Consider the following 21,988-nt stretch of genomic DNA (forward strand, 5'->3'; position numbering starts at 1 on the left):
CGGGGCGGGCGGTCGCGGGCGCCGGTCTCGCCGGCGAAGCCGGACACCTGGTAGGTCACAGCGCCACGCCGTCCCTGGTCATGATTCAACCCCCCTGTAACGGTCTCGACCCATGAAAGCCTTTGCGGCAATTTTGCGCAAGCCCTTTCCTTGGTCACATATGTCCTGCTATTTCGCATTGCGTCGCCCTAACCTGACATCCGAAATCTCCAGGTATAGAGATCTTTCATGTCAAGGGTGGACATGCGGCGTTAAAGCGCGATGTACTACCCCTCCAATCTGCCCCGTCACAGGTGACACGCGTGCAAGGTGGGCCCATGAGCTCGGTCGTACTTGACAACGTGACCAAGATTTACCCGGGTGACCACCTGGCGGTCGATCGGCTGAGCCTGAAGGCGAGCGACGGCGAGTTCCTGGTGCTCTTGGGGCCGTCAGGGTGCGGCAAGTCCACGCTGTTACGCATGATCGCGGGCCTGGAGGAGATCACCGAGGGCGAGCTGTGGCTCGGCGGCCAGCTGGCCAACCACCTGCCCCCGCGTGACCGCGACGTGGCCATGGTCTTCCAGAGCGGCGCCCTCTACCCGCACCGGACGGTGCGCGGCAACATCTCCTTCCCCCTGGAGATCGCCAAGTCGGACCCGGCGATGGCCCGCGAGCGCGTCACCGAGCTGTCCAAGGCGCTGCACATCGACGAGACCCTGGACCGCCGCCCGGGCACGCTCTCCGGCGGCCAGCGGCAGCGGGTCGCGATGGGCCGCGCGATCGTCCGCCAGCCGAAGCTGTTCCTCATGGACGAGCCGCTGTCCAACCTCGACGCGGGCATGCGCACCGAGCTGCGCATGGAGATCTCCGCCCTGGTCCGGTCGCTCGGCGTCACCACCGTGTACGTGACGCACGACCAGGTCGAGGCGCTCACCCTGGCCGACCGGATCGCCATCCTCAACCGCGGCGTCCTGCAGGACGTCGGCACGCCGGCCCAGATCTACAACGACCCGGCGACGGCGTTCGTGGCCTCCTTCCTCAACTCCCAGCAGCTCAACCTGCTGGCCGCGACCGTGCGCACGCCGCAGAACCAGTACGTGCTGCTCGACTTCGGGGCGCACCGGCTGGTGATCTCCTGGAGCGATCCGAGGGCGTACGCCATCTCCCAGCACACCGGCGGCCAGGTCCTGGTGGGCCTGCGCCCGGACGGCCTGGCGCCCGTGCCCGAGTCGTACGACGGGCCGTCGTTCTTCGGGCGCGTGCGGGCCCTCGAATACCACGGTCACGAGTGGCTCGCCTACGTCGAGTGCGGCGTGCCCGCGGCCGCCGTGCCGGAGCCACCGGATCAGCGCGGCCGGAGCGACGGCCAGGCCGGCGGGGCGGGCGGGCTCGGCGGGATGATGCGGCGGATGTTCGGCGGCCGTGAGGAGGAGTCGCACCAGGATCAGGAGCAGGTCGGCCAGAACGTCGGCGGCGGCTTCCACCGCCGCGCCGACCTGGTCGTCCGTCTCGGTGGCCGACCGGTCTGGCGCGCGGGTGAGCCCGCCAAGGTGGCCGTGGACGTCAACCGTTTGATGATCTTCACTCCGGACGGCGCCCGGATCGATCCTCCCCGTCGCTGACGCCGGCCCGCGGCTGCGAGCGGGCCCGGTCGATGGCCAGATAGGTGGTGCGCAGGCGGTCGAGGTGGGCACGGGCGGCCTCGCGGGCGCCGGCCTCGTCGCGGGCCGCCACCCGGGCGACGATCTCCCGATGGTCGTGGTCCACCTCGTGCCAGAACCGTCCCGGCGCGCGCTGTCGCAGGAACCGCTCGTCCAGCACCTGGAAGACCGGCCGCGCCACGACTTCGAGCAGCGGGTTGCCCGAGGCGTGCAGCAGCCGGGTGTGGAAGGCCTTGTTCGGCTCGTACATCTCCTCCGGCCGCAGCTGCCAGGGGTCGAAGAGCGTCGCGCGCAGCCCGGTCAGGTCCTCCTCGGTGCGGTGCAGCGCCGCCCGCCCGGTGGCGTGCACCTCCAGCAGCTCGCGGGTCTCCAGCAGCTGGTCGACGGTGATCTGGGTGTCGACGGTCAGCAGGTTGAGGCTGGCGTGCAAGTATTCGCTGACCTGCTCGGGGCGCGGCGTGACGACGAAGCTGCCGCCCGCCACACCGCGCACGGTGGAGATGAGGTCCTGGCTGGCCAGCAGGCGCAGCGCCTCCCTGGCGGTGCTGCGGCTGACGCCGTGGGCGGCGGACAGCTCGGGCTCCACGGGCAGCCGGTCACCCGGCTTGAGCACCCCGGCCAGGATCTGGCCGCGCAGCTCGGCGGCCAGCGACTGGTAGGCGGGCGGGCGCGTGCTCACGGGGGCAATCGTACGGGAAAACGTCAGACTTTCCATTGACCGGGGCCGGAACCGCGACACGTGCTCTACGGGAAATTACGTTCCTCCCTGCGAAACGAGGCGGGTCCGATGCCGCTGCCGCCCGGTGGTGCCGCGCTGTCGATCGCCGGCGAGGTGCGGGAGTTCGCGGTCGCGACGCCGGAGGCCGTGGCCGTGGCCGACGGGGACCGGCGGCTGACCTACCGGGCGCTGGACGACCGGTCCAGCCGGCTGGCGAACGTGCTGCTGGACGCCGGGCTGCGGCCCGGCGAGCGGGTGGCCGTGCTGCTGGGCAACCGGCTGGAATACCCGGAGGTGGCGTGCGGGATCGCCAAGGCGGGGGTCCCGGCCACCCCCTGCTCGACGGCGACCGAGGCGGCGTACGTGCTCGGGCACTCGGAGAGCCGGGCACTGATCCAGGCCGGCGAGCTGAGCGGGCTGACGGACGGGCAGGCGCCGAAGACGGTCCTCACGATCGGGCGGCGGAAGATCGGCTCGGCGGGTCAGCCCTGCCGGGCGGAACCGGAGGCCGGTCATGATCGTTCGATGATCGACATCACATCGGCCGAACAGGAGTGGAACCCGTGGTCTTCAAACGCATGCTCGGTGCCTTCGGCGTGGGCGCCCCCACCGTGGACACCGTCCTCGACACACCGCGCGTACAACCCGGCGGGGTGCTGAGCGGTGAGGTACGGCTGCGGGGCGGCGACTTCGACGCCGACATCGAGGGCATCACGCTCGGGCTCGTCGCCGGGGTCGAGATCGAGGGCGAGGGCGGCGAGCTCAGCGGCCTGGCGGACTTCCACCGGGTCGAGGTGTCCGGGCCGTTCAAGCTGGCCTCGAAGGCCGGCCGGGTGATCCCGTTCCGGATCCCGGTGCCGTGGGAGACGCCGATCAGCGAGATCGACGGGCAGCCGCTGACGGGCATGGCCGTGGGGGTGCGGACCGAGCTGGCCATCGCCAAGGCCGTGGACAAGGGCGACCTCGACCCGGTCGCGGTCGAGCCGCTGCCGTCGCAGGCGCGGATCCTGCAGGCGTTCCCGCGGCTGGGCTTCCAGTTCAAGTCGGCCGACGTCGAGGCCGGGCAGGTGTACGGAGTGCGGCAGGAGCTGCCGTTCTACCAGGAGATCGAGTTCTACCCGCCGCCCCAGTACGCCGGGCGGATCGGGCAGGTGGAGCTGACCTTCGTCGCCGCCCCCGACGGGCTGGAGGTGGTGCTGGAGGCCGACGGCAGCGGCTCCGGCGACGCCATCGGCCGCTTCCGCGTCGGCCACGACGAGGCGCTGGCCAAGGACTGGGCCGCCGAGCTGGACCGCTGGCTCGGCGCTCTCGCCCACCACGGCGGCCCCGGCCCGTACGACGGCCACGACCCCGCCGGTCACTACGGCGGGCACCACGGCGGACACCCTTCCGGGCACCACGGCGGGCACCACGGCGACGGGCCCGGCTGGGGCACGGTGGCGGCGGCCGGCGCGGCCGGTCTGGTCGGCGGCTACGTGGTGGGCGAGATGGTCGAGGAGATCTTCGAGGACGACGACGAGGGAGACGACGACTAGGACTCGGGGCCGGCCGGCCGCCGGGACAGGGACTCGGCGGGGGTCCAGCGGGAGCCGTCAGGGGTGTCCTCGACCAGGACGCCGCCGCGGAGCAGGGCATCGCGCAGCGCGTCGGCGAGCTCGTAGCGGCCTTGGCGGCGCAGCTCGTTGCGCAACGCCAGCAGCGGCTCGACGAGGGAGCGGAGGCCGGCGGTGGCGCCCTGCTCGCCCAGCCTCACGATCAGCAGCCGCATCAGGTCGCGGGCCTCGTCGACCCCGCCGGCGTCCTCCTCGGTGTCGGCGGACCACTTGACGATCTCCGCCTCCAGGTCGAGCACGGCCCGCGCCGCCGCCGCCAGGTCGGGCACGGCCGCCGCGGCCCGGAAGCGGCGCTCGCACGAGCGGACCGTCTCCTCCAGGGTGACCTGGCCCCGAGGCGGCACCGCCGGCCGGGGCGGCGGCGGCGCCGAACGGCCGGTGACGCCTTCGGCCAGGCGGCGGAGCTCCGGCAGGTCGGTGCGGGTGCCCGCCGGGAGGACCACCACGGAGCCGGGCCGCCGGACGGTCAGCCCGCCGCGGCCGGCCACCTCGACCTCCTCGCTCTCCAGGTCGATGAGCACGGCGGTGTGCTCGTCGACGCCGAGGACGGCGGTGCCCGGCGGCAGCTCGCGCTCCATGCGGGTCAGCCGCCGCTCCCCCAGATAGCAGTAGCGGGTGTCGTGGGTGCCGCCTTCGGCGTTGTCGAAGTGGGGGATCAGCACGGCCCGCAGGCCGAGCGCCTCCAGCAGGCCGAGCCCTTCACGCCAGTGGGGCTCGGCGCCCACCTTGTAGATCTCGTACACCGGCACGGTGGCCAGGCCGGCCGTGCAGGCCGCCGCCGAGGCCAGCACGGTCACCCCGTTACGGGCCCGGACACGAGCCCGCAGGTCGCCCGCCACGGGCCCCGACGTCCAGCGGTCGAGAGCGTAGGTGGGGCTGCCCGGCCCGGAGAACACCCAGTCGGCCCCGGTGACGCCGTCGGCGACCTGGACGTCCAGGCCGACGCTGCGCGCGAAGTATCGGCAGGCGCGGGCGGAGATGTCGGCCGCGTTCTCCTGGAAGGCGTAGGGGGTGTCGAGCAGCACGGCCCGCGGCCCCGGCCGCAGCCGCCGGGCGACGGCACGGTGGATCTCGACCATGGTCGGAGCCGTTTCGCCCGACCCTATGAGCACCAGCATCGCGGGCATGGCTGTCCACCTCTCTCTCGCACCCACCGACTACGGCCATGCCCAGGGGAGCCCTTCGAGCCCCGGACACTTATGCGACAGGAATGCTCCTGCACATGATTGGCAGTAAGTTGGTGACGGTGACGGGAAGACACATGGTCTCGGTTGAGACGCTCATGCTACGGGCGAGCACCGACAGTCGCTGGGCCTATCGACGCGCCGTCACCGTGCCTGGCCCGGGAGAGAGCCCCGACGAGGCCGCGCGGCGCGTCAGCGGAGTCACCGCCGGCCGGTCCGGCATCGTCGTGCACTCCACGAGCTGGCGCTACCTGCCCGAGGGCGAGGTGGTGCTGACCTACGCCGTGTGCCCCGATCCCGCGCCGTGGCTGCCCGCCGTCGAGCTGCCCGGCCTGGAGATCGCCCGCGGCCCGGCCCCGGCCAGCCCCACGCCGGAGCGGATCGAGCCGGCGCACGTGGCCGCGCACGCCGTGCGGCATCTCGCCTACCTGGTGGCCCGCGATCCGGTCGTGCGCGAGGCGCTCGTGCGGCACCCGGAGCTGGTGGCGGCGCTGGCGCCGGCCGGCGAACCGGCCGAGGCCTTCCTGGGCGAGCTCGGCACCCTCGACGCCCTCGACGCCCCCGATGCCCGCGACCCACTCGATGGTCTCGATGGCCTCGGCGCCCGGGACGACCGCGACGCGCTCGGCGGCCTGGGCGTCAGGGGTGGCCGGCGCTCGGCTGAGGTCTGGTGAAGCGGCGGCCCCACGTCTGCGCCGGTTTCTCGACGAACCGGTAGGTCAGCGCGCTGGCCAGCAGGATCAGCGCGACGGCCACCCCGGCCATGGCCAGTTGCAGGGGCAGCGGCGAGGCGCGCAGGTCGCCGGTGAGCTGCATGAAGAACTTCAGCAGCGGATGGTGCACCAGATAGAGCGAGTAGCTGATCAGCCCGAGCCAGGTCAGCACCCGTGGCACCCGCCGCCCCCGCAGCGTCATCCCGCCCGCGAACGTGACGATGACCAGCGCAATCGTGGTGATCCACACGTCCGGCTGGACCCACCACCAGCCCGCCTGGGGGGCCCAGACGGGCGCCACCGCGATCAGCGCCGTGGTGACCGCCACCGGCCAGAGCGTGCCGGTGCCGCGTTCCCAGCGATGGATGGCGGTGCCGGCGAACATCGCGCCCAGCACGGCGACGCCCAGCCACGGCACCCGGCTGCCCAGCACCACCAGCGTCACCGCCAGCAGGCCCAGCGAGTACGCTCCCGCCGTACGGAACCGGCCCGAGATCACGCAGGCCAGGCCGGCGACGAACACCGCGGCGGAGGCGTACGAGAGCCACTCCCCCTCGAGCACGGCTCTGGACAACAGCAGCCCGGCGACGACCGCGGCCCCGCCGAACAGCATCGCCAGCAGCCCGCTGCGCTCGTGTGTCCCGGTCACGAACAGGGCGGTGACGAGCAGATAGAAGACCATCTCGTACGAGAGCGTCCACATCGTGTCGGCGAGCCCGCCGACGCTGACCACGTCGAGCAGCATCGTCGCGTGCGCCGCGATCGCCGACCCGTCACGCGGGACCTGCTCGCGCACCGGCACCCACCACGCCATCCCGACCACCAGGACGATGACCGCCAGATAGAGCGGATAGAGGCGGAAGGCCCGGCTGATCCAGAACCTGCGCACGTCGCCGTGCCGCTCCAGCGAGGTCGGGATGATATAGCCGCTGACCAGGAAGAACACCAGAATGCCGAAGGCTCCCAGGCTGAACCAGTACGGTCGCAGCGAGGGCAGTAACCACGGCATCAGATGCTCGGCGACCACGGCCATCGCGCCGATGCCGCGCAGGGCGTCGAGCCAGGCGAGCCTCGTCGATGGGGCGGACGTGGAGGACTGATGCGCGGTGGCGGCAATCGACACCCGGCCCAACATACCCGTAATGGTTCAAGTGATGCGATGACTATTCAAAGGGGCGTGATGGTCGGCGCCCGCGGGTCCGTGCGGGTCGGTGTGGACCGTCGCGGCGCGCAGCCGCGGCACTTCGTGGATGAGGCGGTGCTCGGCCTCCACCGCCAGCGCGTGCGCCTGGAGCAGGGTGAGGTCGTGGCCGACGAGGATGTCCACCTCGGCGTGGAGCGCGTGCCCGATCCAGCGTAGCCGGACCGAGCCGACCTGCCGGACCCCGCCCACCGTGCGCAGGACCGCCTCGGCACGGTCGACCAGATCGGGGTCGACGGCGTCCATCAGCCGGTGGTAGATCTCGCGGGCGGCGTCGCGCAGCACGAAGCAGATCGCGACCGTGATGAGCAGGCCGACGATCGGGTCGGCCAGCGGGAAGCCGAGCGCCGAGCCGCCCGCGCCGAGGAGCACCGCGAGCGAGGTGAAGCCGTCGGTCCTGGCGTGCAGCCCGTCGGCCACCAGGGCGGCCGAGCCGATCTCCCTGCCGACCCTGATCCGATAGCGGGCCACCCACTCGTTGCCCAGGAACCCGGCCACGCCCGCGGCGGCGACCCAGCCCACGTCCGAGATCTCCTGCGGGCCGACCAGCCGCCCGACCGCCTCGTACCCCGCCAGCCCGGCCGTGGCGGCGATGATCAGCACAATAACGATGCCGGCCAGGTCCTCGGCCCGCCCGTAGCCGTAGGTGAAGCGGCGGGTGGCGGCGCGGCGGCCGACGGAGAAGGCGATCGCCAGCGGCACGGCCGTGAGCGCGTCGGCGACGTTGTGCAGGGTGTCCCCCAGCAGCGCCACCGACCCCGACCTGACGACGATGACCGCCTGGACGGCGGCGGTGACCATCAGCACGGCGAACGAGATGGCCAGCACGCGCAGCCCGCGACTGCTGGCCTCCAGGGCCGCGTCGGTCTTGTCGGCGCTGTCGTGACCGTGCGGCGCGATCACCTGCCCGACACGCGCCAGCCACCTCCTCCCCCACCCACTCCCACTCCCGTGTCCATGTCCATGTCCATGTCCGCGGTCATGGTCATGGTCATGCCCGTCGCCATGCCGACCGTGCCCCCGCCTATCCCCGCGTCCGTGTCCGTGATCGCCGACCCGAGTGTCTTCCGTGCCACGGCCGTCCTCGCCGTCGCGACCAGGGTCGAGGGTGTGGCCGGGATCGGGGGCGTGCGGGTGGTGTTCGGGCGTGGGGCTGAACTCGGGGTCAGGCATGCCGTCCCTCACTTGCGCACGATGTCTCCTTTGGCCGAGTATATGTATTCATGTACGCACGCGACAACGACTCAGGTGCGCATCTGGCGCAGGAGCAACCCACTCCCGCCCAGGTGAGCTCTGCCGTCGACGCGTTCCGCATGCTCAGCGACGCCACCCGGCTCCGGCTCATGTGGCTGTTGTCGTCGGACGAGCTGGATGTGAACTCGCTCGCCCAGGCCGTCGGCGCGCCCCGGCCGTCGGTCTCACAGCACCTGGCCAAGCTGCGCCTGGCCGGTCTGGTGACCACCCGCCGGGACGGCCGCCGGGTGCTCTATCGCGCCCGCGACTCACATGTGCGCGCGCTGATCGCCGAGGCGCTGTCGCACGCCGACCACGAGGTCTCCGACCTTCCCCGGCACGACTGACGAGCCCGGGAGGCAGGGGCCGAGGGGCGCGCGAGCCGCGTCACCATCCCACCTTGCCCTTGCCGGAGACGAGCGCGCGGGCGATGACCATGCGCTGCACGTCGTTGGTGCCCTCGCCGATCGCCATCAGCGGCGCGTCGCGGTAGAGCCGCTCGACCACGTACTCCTGCGAGTAGCCGTAGCCGCCGTGGATCCGCATCGACTCCAGCGTCGCCTTCAGCGCCACCTCGGAGGCGAAGTACTTGGCCATGCCCGCCTCCATGTCGACCCGCTTGCCGCCGTCGGCCTGGGAGGCGGCCCAGTACGTGAGCAGCCGGGCCGCCTGGATCTCGGTGCCGAGATCGGCCAGTTTGAGCTGGATGGCCTGGAACTCGGCGATCGGCTGGCCGAACGCGGTGCGCTCGCGCGCGTAGGCGAGCGCCGCGTCGTAGGCGGCCTGCGCGACGCCGACGGCGCGGGCGGCGATGTTGATGCGGCCCATCTCCAGCCCGCCGAGCACCTGCTGCATGCCGCGTCCCTCGACGCCGCCGAGCAGCGCCTCGACGGGCACGCGTACGCCGTCGAGCACGACCTCGCAGGTTTCGGTGCCCTTGTAGCCCAGCTTGGGCAGGTCCCGGCTCACGCCGAACCCCTCGGAGGAGGGATCCACGAGCAGCACCGCCATGCCCTTGTGCGCGGGCTCGGTGATGGCGGTCTTGACCAGCACGGGCAGCGGGTCGGCGTGCCGCGCGTTGGTGATCCACGTCTTGGTGCCGGTGACGACGTAGTGGTCACCGTCGCGCACGGCGCGCGTCTGGATGCCCTGCAGGTCGGTGCCCGCGCCGGGCTCGGTGAGGGCGATTCCGGTACGGCGCGCGCCGCTGGCCAGGTCCTTGAGATAGAGGCTTTTCTGCTCCTCGGTGCCGTGCCGGGCGATCATCGAGCAGGCCAGCGAATGCGAGCCGATCGTGCCCGCCACGCCCATCCAGCCGCGCGCGATCTCCTCGAAGACCAGCGCGAACGACACCATGTCGGCCTCCATCCCGCCATACGCCTCGGGCACGGACAGGCCGAACAGCCCCATCTGCTTCATCTTCTCGACGATCTCGGTGGGATATCTCCCGGTGCGCTCCCATTCGGAGGCCACAGGCACGATCTCCTTGTCCACGAACGCGCGCAACGTCTCGCGAAGGGCTTTCTGCTCGTCGTTCAGCTCGAAATCCATCTCTCACTCCTTGTCGCATGCCGGCAGCTCCAGCACGTCCAGCTCCGCCAGTCCCAGCACGACCTCGACGGCCGCGGGGCTCAGCCCGTTGCCCAGCGCCTTGCGCCGGACCAGGTCCTCGATGTCCGGGTCGCCGGGGCCGCCCGAGCCGCGTTCGACGGCGGCCACCGCCTCGGTCCCGTCGGCGTATCTCACGAGCAGCCGTCCCGGCTGGTCGTCGGCCTCGCAGGGCAGCTCGATCACCTCGTGCCGGATGCGCCGGGCCAGCTCCGCGACATCTTCCCGCTCGATATCGCGATATGTCCGCACAGTGACCTCGCCGTCGAGGAGCATGGCCGCGACGCTCCACGGCAGGCTGCGCATCGCCTCGTACGCCGTCCGCGGCCGTACGCCGCCCGGCCCGCACACGACGGGCACGCTGTCGCGGTGCACCATGGCGACGATCTCTCGGACAGCCCGGACATCACGCCCGCCCGGTAACACGCCGCCGCCCGCTCGCGCACCTCCGGCACCGTGCCACCCACCCTGCCCGCCACCCTGCCCGTCGCCCTGCCGCCCGCCCTGCCCGACGCCTTGCGCGCCATCCTGCCCGATGCCTTGCGCGCCATCCTGGCCGACGCCTTGCGCGCCGTCTTGGCCACTACCTCGCACGCCGTCCTGCCCGCCGCCGCGTATTCCTCTGCGAGCCAGGGCGGCTCCCGGCAGACCGCGGCGCGACCGCGCCACACGCGGTCCGTCCATCCGGTCGTACCGGCCGCCCTGGCCGCCCTGGCCGCCCTGGCCGCCCTGGCCGACCGGGCCGAGCCGGCCGCCGGGCGGTGCTCCGGCCATGTCCGCGCGCAGGAGCCTGGCGGCGTCGAGCGAGGCGTGGACGAGCCGGATGGCCGGATAGGGCCTGATCGTGATCTGGGTGACCTCCCAGTGTTCCCCCAGGCCCCCGGCGGGGTCGGCGCCGGGCCGGCCGAACAGCGTGTCGTACAGGCCGTGCTCTCCCTCCAGCGCGCCGAGCGGGCCGGTGGCTCCAGAGCGGGCGAGGCGGGCGGCGAGGATCCCGGCCTGGGCGGCCAGCCCAGGATGCGCCCGCGCGGCGGAGGCCGGCAGCCAACCGGCGTGACCGGCCGCGATCGCCAGCGCGGCGACCGTCTGCTCCTCCCGCAGGCCGTACAACCGGGAGGCGACGAGCGCGGAGGTCAGCGACCCGCACGCGGAGGTGGCGTCCAGCCCTGACGGCACGGCGGCGCCGAGGCGGCAGATGACCTCGTATCCGGCGAGGGCGGCGGCCAGCACCTCGCTCCCGGGAGCGCGCACCTCCTCCCCCACGGCCAGCGCGACGGGCAGCACCGGCGCGCTCGGGTGGACGGGTCCGCCCGCGTGCACGTCGTCGAGGTCCAGTGCGTGCACCAGGGCGCCGTTGGCGAGCGCGGCGGCCGGTGCGGACACCCGCTGCCCGGCTCCGAGCACGCTCGCCTGGGGCATCCCGCCGAGTTCGAGCGCCACCGCCACAGCCGCCGTGCCACCTTCCCTCCCAGCGGGACCCTCCTCACGGACGGCGGCGGCGGCGCAGCCCAGCCCGTCGAGGAGGTGGCGTAACGCGGCCGCCCGGGCGGCGTCGGGCACCTGGTCCAAGGTGAGCCCCAGCCCCCAGGCCACCAGGGTCCGGACGGCGTTCACCGCGAGCCCCCCGCCGGGCCGGGGCAGGCGAGCCGCCGGCCGAAGGTGCCCGTCACCGGACGAGCGAGCCCGTCGCCGCTGGGGCAGGGTGATGCTGGTGGACGGTCACGGGCGGCTCCTCTGCGCACTTGATCGTCACGGTATTAGTCTGACGTTTTAGGGTCAACGGCTTCGGCACACGCCGGTAGGTCCAGGGTCCAGAAAACAGAACATTCTTTCAATCCCACGGCGCACACGTCTGCGGGCGACCGGCCGACGACGACGCCCTTGACCCCGGTACCCGGCCCACAGCACGTCGTGACGGCGGCCCGCCACGTGCGGGTCAGAGGCCGTATCCCCTGGAGGCCCTCAGCCACGTGCGGCGGGCGGGCCCTCCTTGGCCGTGCCGTGAAGGATGGGGATTGTCGCGCGAAAGAGGGGGGTTACCCGTCGGGAGAACCGAAGAGACGAGGACACGAGGACACGAAGAGACGAAGACACGAGGAACCGAAGAGACGAGGAACCGAAGACACGAAGACACGAAGAGACGAAGAGTCGAGGACACGAAGAGTCGGGGTCAGGGGCGGGAGGCCAGGGTGGCGACGACGTCCACGATGCGGGCGGCGCGCTCGAGTTCGGCGCGGTGGAAGCCGGGGCCTTCGGCGCGGGCGACGACCACGTGCAGCCCCTGGGCGACGACCGGGAGCAGCATCAGCCGCAGGTCCTCGGAGGCTCGGGTGGCGGCGCGCAGGGGCGGCTCGGGCAGGTCGAAGGATTCGGGGGCGGCCAGGCTGGCGTGCAGCACGCCGCCCTCGGCGAACGCCATCGACCACTCGGCCCCGCACAGTCCCGGCAGCGCGTCCACCAGCGTCGCGATGCCGCGAGAGGGCTCGGTGGCCACGTGCATGAGCAGGTCGTAGTCGGGCGCCGATCCCGGCACCTCCTTGGTCGGCCAGACGCCTTCAACCCGCACGCCGGGCACGGCGGACATCCGGTCGCGGACCTCTTCCGCCGGCACGGCACCGGGCCAGGAGATGACGAAGTCGTCCACCGCGCGCCCGGCCTCGCGTTCGAGAACGGTGACCTGCAGAATGTCGGCACCCAGGGTGCCGAGCGCTTTCGCGACCTGTCCCAGCCCACCGGGCCGGTCCGGCAATGACACCCTTAGTCTCAGCAGCATTGCCGCCCCCTTTCCAGAGGCTCTCACAGTGCCGTGGAAAGGTTTCGTGCAGGTTCCACGGATATGTCGCACATGCTGCGGTTAGTCCCAGCATGCAACGCTAATCCCAGATTGTCGATAAGGGTTCGGCAACCTCTACCTGGGGTTTTCCGGCCCTGACCGTACTTTCCCCCGCACAGCTCGCCGCGACCCCGGTGCACCTCACCGGATCGTCCCACGCGACCCGGGCGCCTCCCCCGGATCGCCCGGACGGCGTGTCAAACCTCCCGCGAAAGACGTCCTCACCCGCCTGCCGGGCGCTCCTGGAGGATCCAGCCGTTGCCGTCGAGGTCATTGAAGAAGACGAACGAGTTCCAGTCGCCGCCCTTGCCCTCGACCTGGCGTCCGTCGCGCTCGTAGTGCTTGATCGGGCTGACCTCGACTCCGCGTCCGGCGAGTTCCGAACGGGCGGCTTCGATGTCCGGCACCACCAGGTGCAGCCCCTGCACCGAGCCGGGGCCGGTGCCGGTCTCCGCGCCGAGGACGATCGAGCAGGCCGACCCCGGCGGGGTCAGCTGCACGATGCGCGTGTCGTCGTTGACCCGGGTGTCGTGGTCCACGACGAACCCGAGCCGCTCGTTGTAGAAGGTCTTCGCCTTCTCCACGTCCGCGACGGGAATGGGGACGACCTCGATCTTCCAGTCCATGATGCGCCTTCCTTCCTCGAAGTCCGTGCGTTCTCTCCTGAGAGCTCTCCTCAGAGCGTCGTCCGGGTGCGCGCCCGATCGACATCCGGTGACCGGTTCTTTCGGGACGGGTTTCGGGCGGGCCGCCGAGGACGGGATTCTCCCGGGACAGGACGGAGGCGGTCAGGGCTGATAGGCGCCCGCGGCGGGGGACGCCGGGAGGGGCTTGCCGGTGATGTCCTGGGTGAGGGCCTTACCGCCGTACCATTCGGCGCCGAGCGGGAAGGCGCGGCCGAGAGCCGGGGAGCCGGGGCGCAGGCGCAGGTCGGTGCGGGACGAGAAACGCGGGTCGGCCATGACCGACCTGGGGCCGAGCTTGAACTTGACCGAGGTCGCCTGGTAGACGCTGCCGCCCTCGTCGGCTCCCCTGCCGTCCTCGTAGCCCGCCTGGCCGCCGACGGCGATGACGTTGTTGCGGAGCTTCAGGATCGACGGTGAGCAGCCGTCGTGGCAGGACCAGCCGATCGTCTTGCGGGCCGGCAGGGAGACCGAGTTGTGCACCGCGATGGTGCCCTTCACCGGCCCGACGATGTGCCTGGGCCCGCGGGTGACGAGGAAGGACCCCTGCCTGAGGGAGGAGGTGACGACGTTGAAGGCGAACACGTTGCCGGTGGCCGTCTTGCCCTTCTGCGCTCCGAGCTCGGTGAACGTCTCGTTGTTGTGGGCCTTGTTGTGGGTGACGAGGTTGCGGTCGCCGTTGTAGATCTCGATGGCCGCTCCGTCCATCACGTAGTCGTGGCTGGCGGCGTGGCTGCCGGTGATGGTGTTGCCGGTCACCACGTTGTCGTCGCCGTTGAGCAGGATGCCGAAGGCGCCGGAGTCGTTGTCGCCGCCCACGTCGTTGACGCTCATCCGGTTGTTGCCGGTGATCTGGCTGCCGCGGATCGTGTTGCGGGAGCCGCTCGGGGTGACCCAGACGCCGGCGACGTTGCCGTCGGCCTGCACCCCGATCAGGTGGTTGCCGTCGCCGCCGACCTCGAAGCCCGCCCAGTGGCAGCCGGAGGCGCGCAGGCCGCTGATCCGCCAGTGATCGCCGCTGACGACCACGCAGTTGGCGTCCTTGCCACCGATCCTGGGGAGCGGGCCCTTGCCGTACGGCTGGATGACGATGGGCTTGGCGGCGGTGCCGTCGGCCTCGAGCGTGAGGCTGCCGGTCCAGCCGCTGCCCCGCTTGAGGCTGACCGCGTCGCCGGGCTTGAGGTCGGCCTGGTTGACCCGGTCGAGCGACCTCCACGGGGCGGTGGCGCTGGTGCCGGCCGCGGCGTCGTCACCGGCCCTGGAGTCGACGTAGTAGGTGGTGCCGGCTAGGACCTGTGCCGAGGAGGGGGCGGCAGGGAGCAACGAAGCCACGACGACCACGGACAGCAATCTCATGCGGGCACACCACGATCTAGGTGAAAGATGGACAGTAAGCCGCCAACCTAGCGGGTCACCGGTACAGGCGCCACACAGCGAAGGTCGGCGCGTCGCCCGGCGATTCGCCGCTGCCACAGGCCTTGTAGACCGGCGACGCCCCGCCGGAAGCGGCGGCGGCGCCCCCGGAGCGCGGCGGGCGCACACCAGGAGTGACTCCTCGGCGGTCTCCCTGGCGAAGACCAGGCAGTCGCGGTCGGCGTGCAGCCAACGTAGCCCTCCGTGACGCAACGCCGGTTCGGCGCGCCGCAGGCCGAGCAGCTCGCGGTAGGCCGCCAGGGTCGTCAGGTCCTGGTCGGCGGGCCGGTTCCAGGCGTAGTCGCCGGTCTCGGGATCGAAGTGGAACATCTCCCGCTCGGGCGCGCGCGTCGGACACCGCGGGCGGCCGCCTGCGGGGCGGTCAGCACGGTGAGGCCGGGGGCGGCCAGCACCCTGCCGGTCACGCCGAGCCGGGCCCCGTCCAGCGGGGCCAGGCCCTCGGCCGATCCCAGCCGGACCCGCTCGGTCTTCGGGTCGACGAGCAGGAACACCAGCTCGTCGCCGCGCAGCGCGGCCGTCAGGCCGTACTCGGGCGAGCCGGGCGCCTGCCGCACCGAACCGGTCTCGATCGCGGTGACGGCCGACTCCTTGTCGCCGCGGTGGCCGTCGCCGAAGGGGCGGCGGGCTGCCCGCCGCCGCAGGCCGTGGCGGCTAACGTCAGCGTCGCGAGTGCGGCCGCACCCAGAGCTCGGTTGCGCATGAGACCTTCTGAGGTCGCGGAGGAGCGACGACACCTCACGCGCCGCCGCCGGAAAGGTCATCATTCGCCGCCTTCGCGGCTTATGTTTCCGGGACGCTGCCGGCTCTTTGCAAGAATTGGAAAGAACTTGCAAAGGAGTGTGACCGGATCCTCATCTCCAGCATGCCGCGCCACCTCCTGCCATGGTCGATGAGCTGACCCGGGAGAATTGTGCAACTTTCCGCAACTTACACTTGACCTCTCGCAAGAAATCACGCCATCCTGCACCAGACATCACGGACATCCGGGGGAAGGATCATCATGCTGGCCGACGACGACTGGTGGCGCGACGCCGTTGTTTACCAGGTGTATCCCCGAAGCTTCGCCGACGCCGACGGCGACGGCATGGGCGACCTGCGCGGGGTCCGCGACCGCCTCGGCTACCTGGCCGGGCTCGGCGTCGACGCGATCTGGCTGAGCCCCTTCTACACCTCGCCGATGGCCGACGCCGGCTACGACGTGGCCGACTACCGCGACGTCGATCCGATGTTCGGCACGCTCGACGACTTCGACGCGCTGGTCGGCGACGCGCACGCGCTGGGCATCCGGGTGATCGTCGACCTGGTGCCCAACCACTCCTCCGACCGGCATCCGTGGTTCCAGGCCGGGCTGCGCGACCGCTACATCTTCCGGGACCGGCCGAACGACTGGGAGTCGATCTTCGGCGGGCCGGCCTGGACGCAGGTCGAGGACGGGCAGTGGTACCTGCACCTGTTCGCGCCCGAGCAGCCCGACCTCAACTGGGACAACCCGGACGTGCGCGCCGAGTTCCACGACATCCTGCGGTTCTGGCTGGACCGCGGCGTCGACGGGTTCCGGGTGGACGTGGCGCACGGCATGGTCAAGGCCGAGGGGCTGCCGGACGTCGGCCCGAAGGACGGCCCCCAGGCCGAGATGCTCGGCGACGAGCAGGTGCCGTACTTCGACCAGGACGGCGTGCACGACATCTACCGCGAGTGGCGGCCGATCCTCGACTCCTACCCCGGCGGGCGGATGGCGGTGGCCGAGGCGTGGGTGTCGTCGCCCGAGCGGCTGGCCCGCTACGTCGGCCCGGAGGGGCTGCACCAGGCGTTCAACTTCGAGTTCATGATGGCGGACTTCCACGCCAAGTCGTTCCGCACGGTCATCGAGAAGGCCCTGGCCGAGGCGGAGCTGGTGGGCGCGCCCACCACCTGGGTGCTGTCCAACCACGACAAGCCGCGCCACGTCACCCGCCACGGCGGGCTGGCCCGCGCCAGGGCGGCCACGCTGCTGATGCTCGCGCTGCCCGGCTCCGCCTACGTCTACAACGGCGAGGAGCTCGGCCTGCCCGAGGTGCTCGACCTGCCGGACGAGCTGCGCCAGGACCCGGCCTTCCGGCGCAGCGGCGAGAGCCGCGACGGCTGCCGCGTGCCGATCCCGTGGACCAGCGCGCCCGGCTTCGGCTGGCGCGACCCGTGGCTGCCGATCCCCGGCTCGTGGGGGGCGCTGTCGGCCGAGGCGCAGCACGACGACCCCGGCTCCACGCTGAACCTCTACAGGGCCGCGCTCCGCATCCGCAGGGCGCACCCGGCGCTCGGCGGCGGCACGCTGGCCTGGCTCGACTCGCCCAGGGACGTGCTGGCGTTCGAGCGGGACCCAGGCCTGGCCGTGGTGCTGAACACCGGCGAGCGGCCGGTCGAGCTGGCCGCGCTCGGGCTGGGCGGCGAGGTGCTGCTGTCGAGCGGCCCCCAGGCGGGCGACGGGACGATCGCCCCCGACAGCGCGCTCTGGCTGCACCGCTGAGGCCGCCGGACACCGGACACCGGGCGCCTGGGTCGCCGAGCCGACGGGCCGCCCGGCCGCCCGGCCGCCGGCCGCGGGGCGTTGGACCGAACATGCCCGCTCCGTTTGCCTACAGCGAACGACGAATCAGCTGAAAACACTCCTTAACCTCAGGGATCATGGGCGTATGACGGAGCAAGCCCCTCAGGGTGTCGACCCCCACATCCCTAACGCATCACGCATGTACGACTTCTTCCTTGGCGGCAAGAACAATTTCAAGGCCGACAGGGATCTGGCCGAGCTGGTGCTGAGCGTGATGCCCGAGGTCCGTGAGGGCACCAGGCAGAACCGCGCGCTGATCGGCCGGGTGGTCCAATACCTGTGCGACCAGGGCATCACCCAGTTCCTCGACCTGGGCTCCGGGCTTCCCGCCCAGGAGAACGTGCACGAGGTGGCCCGCAGGTTCACCCCGGACGCCCGTGTGGTCTATGTCGACAACGACCCCGTGGCGGCCGCCCACGGGCGGGCGTTGCTGGCGGACCCGGCCAGGGTGGCCATGGTGGAGGCCGACGTCAGGCGGCCGGAGCAGGTGCTGGCTCATCCCGAGGTCACGGCGTTGCTCGACTTCGACCGGCCGGTGGCGGTGCTGATGATGTTCCTGCTGCACCTGGTGCCCGACGAGGACGACCCGCAGGGGTTCGTGGCCGCCTACCGCGACGCGCTGGCCCCCGGCAGCTATCTGGCGGTCACGCACGTCGCCGGCGACGTGGCGCCGGCGGTGACGGCGCGGATCAGCGAGTTCTACCGGCAGGCCAACACCCCGTTCTGCCCGCGGTCCTACGAGGAGGTCGCGGCCTTCTTCGGTGACTTCGAGCTCATCCCCCCGGGCCTGGCCACCGGCATGGGCCCGGAGGTGGTGTGGCCGTTCGCCGACCCCGACCCCGAGACGACGATGTTCCTCGACGAGGACATCGCCCGTCTCGGCCTGGCCGGAATCGGCCGCAAGCTCTAGACCGCCGACATCTCCCGCTCCGCGGACGAGGCGGGCGGCTCAGGCCGCTCGTCCTCGTCGAGCAGGGTGGCCTCGTCGAACGGTACCTGCCCGGCGAGCACCGTGAGCGCCCGGTCGCGGTCGAAGTCGCCGGTCCAGGTGCCGACCAGCACAGTGGCGACGGCGTTGCCGGCGAAGTTGGTCAGCGCCCTGGCCTCCGACATGAAGCGGTCGATGCCGACGATGAGACCGACGCCGTCGACCAGCTCGGGCCGGTGTGACTGCAGGCCGCCCGCCAGCGTGGCCAAGCCCGCGCCGGTCACGCCCGCCGCGCCCTTGGAGGCGACCATCATGAACAGCAGCAGCGCCACCTGCTCACCGAACTCCAGCGGCGCCCCGGTCGCCGAAGCGACGAACAACGTGGCCATGGTCAGGTAGATCGCGGTGCCGTCGAGGTTGAAGGAGTAGCCGGTCGGCACCGTGATGCCCGCCACGGTACGGCTCACGCCGAGGTGCTCCATCTTGGCGATCAGCCTGGGCAGCGCCGTCTCCGACGAGGACGTCGAGAAGATCAGCAGGAACTCCCGGCCCAGGTAGCGCAGCAGGGACCACAGGTTGATCCGGGCCACCAGCCAGAGCAGCGAGCCGAGCACGCCGCCGACGAACAGCAGGCAGGTGATGTAGAAGGCGGCCATGATGACGGCCAGGCTCTTCAGCGCGTCCAGCCCGGTGGCGGCGACGACCGCGGCGATCGCGCCGAACGCGCCGAACGGCGCCACCCACATGATCATCGCGAGGATACGGAACACCAGCCGCTGAATGTGCGCGACACCGTTCAGGATCGGCGTCGCCCTGGCCCCCATGGCCTGCAGCGCGAACCCGGCGAGCAACGCGACCAGCAGTGTCTGCAGCACCTGGCCCTCGGTGAACGCCGACACCAGCGTGGTCGGTATGACACCGAGCAGGAAGTCGGCCGTGCCGGTCGAGTCGCCCTTGGCCGCCTCCGCCTCGGCGGCCTGCCGGGCCGTGTCGTTCAACTGCAGCCCGGAACCCGGGTCGATGACGTTGCCGACCACCAGGCCGATGACCAGCGCCACGGTGGACATGACAAGGAAGTAGCCGAGCGCGAGCCCGCCCACCCTGCCGACCTTGGCCGCCTGGGTGACCGAGCCGACGCCCAGCACGATCGTGCAGAAGATGATCGGGCTGATCATCATCTTGATGAGCGCGACGAATCCGGTGCCGAGCGGCTTGAGCTCCGCGCCGACGTCCGGCCAGACGAAGCCGACCAGGATTCCGAACAGGACCGCCACAACGACGGCCAGATAGAGATAGCGGGTGCGATCACGCATGACAGGGATCTCCGGGCATTTGGGACGATTCTTCTGACAGTGCGACAATGCGACCCGTGGTGACCTACGTCACCATTGCGTAAGTTTCGTTCACCGAGAGGATCGCCGAGGGGATCCGATGCGACGCTGGAGCCTGGCAGGGCAGATGCTGATCCTGCAGCTACTCGTGGTTGCCGTGACCGTGGCCGGAGGCACCGTCCTGGTCACGATCCTGACCAGGCAGCTGGTCACCGCCGAGGCCACGGCCACCGCCAGGGCCACCGCGGCCGGCGTGGCGGCCTCGCCGGACGTGCTGGCCGCGCTGGACGAGCCGTCGCCCACGTCAAGGCTGCAGCCGTTCGCGGAGCGGGTGCGCGCGGAGACCGGGGTCGACTTCGTCACCATCATGCGGCCCGACGGCACCCGCTACACCCACCCCAACCCCACCCAGATCGGCAGGCGCTTCCTCGGCCACATCGAGCCCGCGTTGAGGGGGCGCACGTTCACCGAGACCTACACGGGGACGCTCGGCCCGTCTGTGCGCGCGGTCGCCCCCGTCCGGTCGGGCGGCACCGTCCGCGCGCTGGTCAGCGCGGGGATCACCGTCGACAGGGTCAGCGCCAGGGCCTGGGACCAGCTCGCCTGGGCGGGGCTCGTCGCCCTGCTCGCGCTCGGCCTGGGCGCCGCGGGCACCGCGCTGGTGACCGTACGGCTGCGCAGGCAGACGCACGGGCTCGGCCCGGTCGAGCTGGGCCGCATCCACGAGCACCACGACGCCGTGCTGCACGCCGTCAGGGAGGGGCTGCTGCTGATCGGCGCCGACGGCAGGCTGGCACTCTGCAACGACGCCGCCCGACGGCTGCTGGGCCTGCCCGCCGACGCCGAAGGGCGGCACATCACCGAGCTCGGCCTGCCGGAGCCGCCGGCCGCGCACGAGGAGGAGCGCGTCCACCTGGCCGGCGACCGGGTGCTCGCGGTCAACAGCGCGGCCAGCCGGCTCGGCACGGTGGTGACCGTCCGGGACCACACCGAGCTGCAGGCGCTGGCCGGGCAGCTCGACGCCGAACGAGGCTTCGCCGAGTCACTGCGGTCGGCGGCGCACGAGTCGGCCAACCGGCTGCACACGGTGATCACACTGGTCGAACTGGGCCGCGCCGAGCAGGCCGTGGCGTTCGGCACGGCGGAGCTGCGCGCGGCGCAGGCGCTGACCGACCAGGTGATGGCCGCGGTGCGCGAGCCGGTGCTGGCGGCGCTGCTGCTGGGCAAGAGCGCGGAGGCGGCCGAACGCGGCGGTGAGCTGGTGATCAGCCCGGACAGCGAGCTCGACGACCTGGGACTGGACCCGCGCGAGCTGGTGACGATCGTCGGCAACCTGATCGACAACGCGATCGACGCGGCCTCGCGCATCGAGGTGCACCTGCGTGGCGACCCCGGCGGGCTGGTCATCAGGGTGTCCGACGACGGGCCGGGGCTGACCGGGGCCGAGGCGTTCGCGAAGGGCTGGACCACCAAGGGCGACGGGCGCGGGCTGGGCCTGGCGCTCGTCGGGCAGGCGGTGCGGCGGCTGGGCGGCACGATCGCGGTCGACGGGTCGGTGTTCACCGTGCGGCTGCCGACGCCGAAACCGGAGCCGGCCCGATGATCACGACGCTGATCGTCGAGGACGAGGCGATCACCGCCGAAGCCAACCGCGTCTACGTGGAACGGGTGCCTGGATTCGAGGTGGCCGGGGTGGCCCGGTCAGGCGGAGAGGCGTTGCGGTTCCTGCGGCGCGCCCCGGTCGATCTCATCCTGCTCGACCTGTCCCTGCCGGACATGCATGGGCTGGAGGTGTGCCGCGCCGCACGGGCCGCGGGGCTGCTCTGCGACGTGATCGCCATCACGTCGGCGCGTGACCTGGCCATGGTGCGCTCGGCCGTGTCGCTGGGCGTCTCGCAGTACCTCCTCAAGCCGTTCACCTTCGCCGCCCTGCGGGAGAAGCTGACCCGCCATGCCCGGTTCAGCAGCCAGGCCGGCGAGATCGTCGGGCAGGGCGACGTGGACCGGGTGCTGGGCACCCTGCGCGGCACCTCCGAGCTGCCCAAGGGCATGACGCAGGACACCCTCGACACGGTCGCCGCACAACTGCGCGAACGGCCCGGCGGCGTGTCCGCGCATGCCGTTGGGGCTGCGGCCGGGGTGTCCAGGGTGACGGCCCGCCGCTACCTCGAATACCTGGTCGAGCTGGGAATGGTGATGAGGTTTCCGCAGTACGGCGGGGTGGGCCGTCCAGAGTTGCTCTACCGGATGCCCACGGAACGTTCAGGGGGGTGACGTCGGTC

The 21,988-nt window shown here is 71.7% G+C and carries 21 protein-coding genes; 9 read left to right on the forward strand and 12 right to left on the reverse strand.

Annotated elements, in window-relative coordinates; all coding sequences use genetic code 11:
- Positions 1-317: 317 nt before the first annotated feature.
- A complete protein-coding gene (locus tag AB0C16_RS19345) occupies positions 318-1,604 on the forward strand; it encodes an ATP-binding cassette domain-containing protein (RefSeq protein ID WP_357684638.1) in 1,287 nt (428 codons plus the stop codon).
- Here AB0C16_RS19345 and AB0C16_RS19350 read toward each other — a convergent pair.
- Positions 1,564-2,322 (reverse strand): FCD domain-containing protein, encoded by a 759-nt coding sequence (locus tag AB0C16_RS19350; protein WP_357684640.1) that lies wholly within the window; start codon positions 2,320-2,322, stop codon positions 1,564-1,566. The genes AB0C16_RS19345 and AB0C16_RS19350 overlap by 41 nt on opposite strands.
- 108 nt (positions 2,323-2,430) lie before the next feature.
- Between AB0C16_RS19350 and AB0C16_RS19355 the strand changes: the two genes are divergently transcribed.
- Together AB0C16_RS19355 and AB0C16_RS19360 are read left to right on the forward strand one after the other, a co-directional pair.
- Complete coding sequence (locus tag AB0C16_RS19355; RefSeq protein WP_357684642.1) at positions 2,431-3,021, forward strand: AMP-binding protein; 591 nt, start codon at positions 2,431-2,433, stop codon at positions 3,019-3,021.
- The gene (locus AB0C16_RS19360) at positions 2,925-3,896 is read left to right on the forward strand and encodes a sporulation protein (RefSeq protein WP_357684644.1); all 972 of its coding nucleotides are present in this window, start codon (positions 2,925-2,927) and stop codon (positions 3,894-3,896) included. Before AB0C16_RS19355 ends, AB0C16_RS19360 begins: the two co-directional genes overlap by 97 nt.
- Here the strand turns inward: AB0C16_RS19360 and AB0C16_RS19365 are convergent.
- Positions 3,893-5,101, reverse strand: coding sequence for a hypothetical protein (locus tag AB0C16_RS19365; RefSeq protein WP_357684646.1), 1,209 nt, complete (start codon positions 5,099-5,101; stop codon positions 3,893-3,895). The genes AB0C16_RS19360 and AB0C16_RS19365 overlap by 4 nt on opposite strands.
- Before the next feature lie 134 nt (positions 5,102-5,235).
- Between AB0C16_RS19365 and AB0C16_RS19370 the strand changes: the two genes are divergently transcribed.
- Entirely contained in the window at positions 5,236-5,832 is a 597-nt protein-coding gene (locus tag AB0C16_RS19370; protein ID WP_357684648.1) for a hypothetical protein, read from the forward strand.
- Here the strand turns inward: AB0C16_RS19370 and AB0C16_RS19375 are convergent.
- The 3 genes from AB0C16_RS19375 to AB0C16_RS19385 are packed head-to-tail and all read right to left on the reverse strand — an operon-like array spanning position 5,798 to position 8,148.
- On the reverse strand, positions 5,798-6,994 hold the full coding sequence (locus tag AB0C16_RS19375; RefSeq protein ID WP_357684650.1) for an acyltransferase: 1,197 nt from the start codon (positions 6,992-6,994) through the stop codon (positions 5,798-5,800). The genes AB0C16_RS19370 and AB0C16_RS19375 overlap by 35 nt on opposite strands.
- 24 nt (positions 6,995-7,018) lie before the next feature.
- Positions 7,019-7,975 (reverse strand): cation diffusion facilitator family transporter, encoded by a 957-nt coding sequence (locus AB0C16_RS19380; RefSeq protein ID WP_357684652.1) that lies wholly within the window; start codon positions 7,973-7,975, stop codon positions 7,019-7,021.
- Positions 7,972-8,148: a hypothetical protein gene (locus tag AB0C16_RS19385; protein WP_357684654.1), complete on the reverse strand. Its 177-nt coding sequence runs from the start codon at positions 8,146-8,148 to the stop codon at positions 7,972-7,974. The genes AB0C16_RS19380 and AB0C16_RS19385 overlap by 4 nt, the downstream gene beginning before the upstream one ends.
- Positions 8,149-8,295: 147 nt before the next feature.
- On the opposite strand from AB0C16_RS19385, the gene AB0C16_RS19390 reads away from it, so the two are divergent.
- Positions 8,296-8,652 carry a metalloregulator ArsR/SmtB family transcription factor gene (locus AB0C16_RS19390; protein WP_357684656.1) on the forward strand — a complete coding sequence of 119 codons (357 nt, stop codon included), beginning with the start codon at positions 8,296-8,298 and terminating at the stop codon, positions 8,650-8,652.
- Positions 8,653-8,692: 40 nt separating this feature from the next.
- On the opposite strand, the gene AB0C16_RS19395 is transcribed toward AB0C16_RS19390, so the two are convergent.
- The 6 genes from AB0C16_RS19395 to AB0C16_RS19420 all read right to left on the reverse strand — a co-directional run bounded on the left by AB0C16_RS19395 (position 8,693) and on the right by AB0C16_RS19420 (position 15,627).
- Entirely contained in the window at positions 8,693-9,856 is a 1,164-nt protein-coding gene (locus AB0C16_RS19395; RefSeq protein ID WP_357684658.1) for an acyl-CoA dehydrogenase family protein, read from the reverse strand.
- Positions 9,857-9,859: 3 nt separating this feature from the next.
- Complete coding sequence (locus tag AB0C16_RS19400) at positions 9,860-11,527, reverse strand: MmgE/PrpD family protein (RefSeq protein WP_357684660.1); 1,668 nt, start codon at positions 11,525-11,527, stop codon at positions 9,860-9,862.
- 556 nt (positions 11,528-12,083) lie between these two features.
- Positions 12,084-12,686 carry an amino acid-binding protein gene (locus AB0C16_RS19405; protein WP_357684662.1) on the reverse strand — a complete coding sequence of 201 codons (603 nt, stop codon included), beginning with the start codon at positions 12,684-12,686 and terminating at the stop codon, positions 12,084-12,086.
- Positions 12,687-12,967: 281 nt separating this feature from the next.
- On the reverse strand, positions 12,968-13,372 hold the full coding sequence (locus AB0C16_RS19410; protein WP_357684664.1) for a VOC family protein: 405 nt from the start codon (positions 13,370-13,372) through the stop codon (positions 12,968-12,970).
- A gap of 162 nt (positions 13,373-13,534) precedes the next feature.
- On the reverse strand, positions 13,535-14,785 hold the full coding sequence (locus AB0C16_RS19415; RefSeq protein WP_357684666.1) for a right-handed parallel beta-helix repeat-containing protein: 1,251 nt from the start codon (positions 14,783-14,785) through the stop codon (positions 13,535-13,537).
- Between the two features lie 323 nt (positions 14,786-15,108).
- Entirely contained in the window at positions 15,109-15,627 is a 519-nt protein-coding gene (locus AB0C16_RS19420) for a hypothetical protein (RefSeq protein ID WP_357684668.1), read from the reverse strand.
- Between the two features lie 236 nt (positions 15,628-15,863).
- Here AB0C16_RS19420 and AB0C16_RS19425 point away from each other — a divergent pair, with 236 nt between their 5' ends.
- Together AB0C16_RS19425 and AB0C16_RS19430 are read left to right on the forward strand one after the other, a co-directional pair.
- Positions 15,864-17,366: a glycoside hydrolase family 13 protein gene (locus AB0C16_RS19425; RefSeq protein WP_357684670.1), complete on the forward strand. Its 1,503-nt coding sequence runs from the start codon at positions 15,864-15,866 to the stop codon at positions 17,364-17,366.
- Between the two features lie 166 nt (positions 17,367-17,532).
- Positions 17,533-18,357 (forward strand): SAM-dependent methyltransferase, encoded by an 825-nt coding sequence (locus AB0C16_RS19430; protein WP_357684672.1) that lies wholly within the window; start codon positions 17,533-17,535, stop codon positions 18,355-18,357.
- Here AB0C16_RS19430 and AB0C16_RS19435 read toward each other — a convergent pair.
- Positions 18,354-19,688 carry a cation:dicarboxylase symporter family transporter gene (locus tag AB0C16_RS19435; RefSeq protein ID WP_357684674.1) on the reverse strand — a complete coding sequence of 445 codons (1,335 nt, stop codon included), beginning with the start codon at positions 19,686-19,688 and terminating at the stop codon, positions 18,354-18,356. The genes AB0C16_RS19430 and AB0C16_RS19435 overlap by 4 nt on opposite strands.
- A 118-nt stretch (positions 19,689-19,806) precedes the next feature.
- Between AB0C16_RS19435 and AB0C16_RS19440 the strand changes: the two genes are divergently transcribed.
- Both AB0C16_RS19440 and AB0C16_RS19445 read left to right on the forward strand, forming a co-directional pair.
- On the forward strand, positions 19,807-21,309 hold the full coding sequence (locus AB0C16_RS19440; RefSeq protein WP_357684676.1) for an ATP-binding protein: 1,503 nt from the start codon (positions 19,807-19,809) through the stop codon (positions 21,307-21,309).
- On the forward strand, positions 21,306-21,980 hold the full coding sequence (locus AB0C16_RS19445) for a response regulator (RefSeq protein WP_357684678.1): 675 nt from the start codon (positions 21,306-21,308) through the stop codon (positions 21,978-21,980). The genes AB0C16_RS19440 and AB0C16_RS19445 overlap by 4 nt, the downstream gene beginning before the upstream one ends.
- The last annotated feature ends 8 nt before the right edge of the window (positions 21,981-21,988 follow it).

The organism is Nonomuraea sp. NPDC048916 (genome assembly GCF_040649575.1).
Classification (GTDB): domain Bacteria; phylum Actinomycetota; class Actinomycetes; order Streptosporangiales; family Streptosporangiaceae; genus Nonomuraea.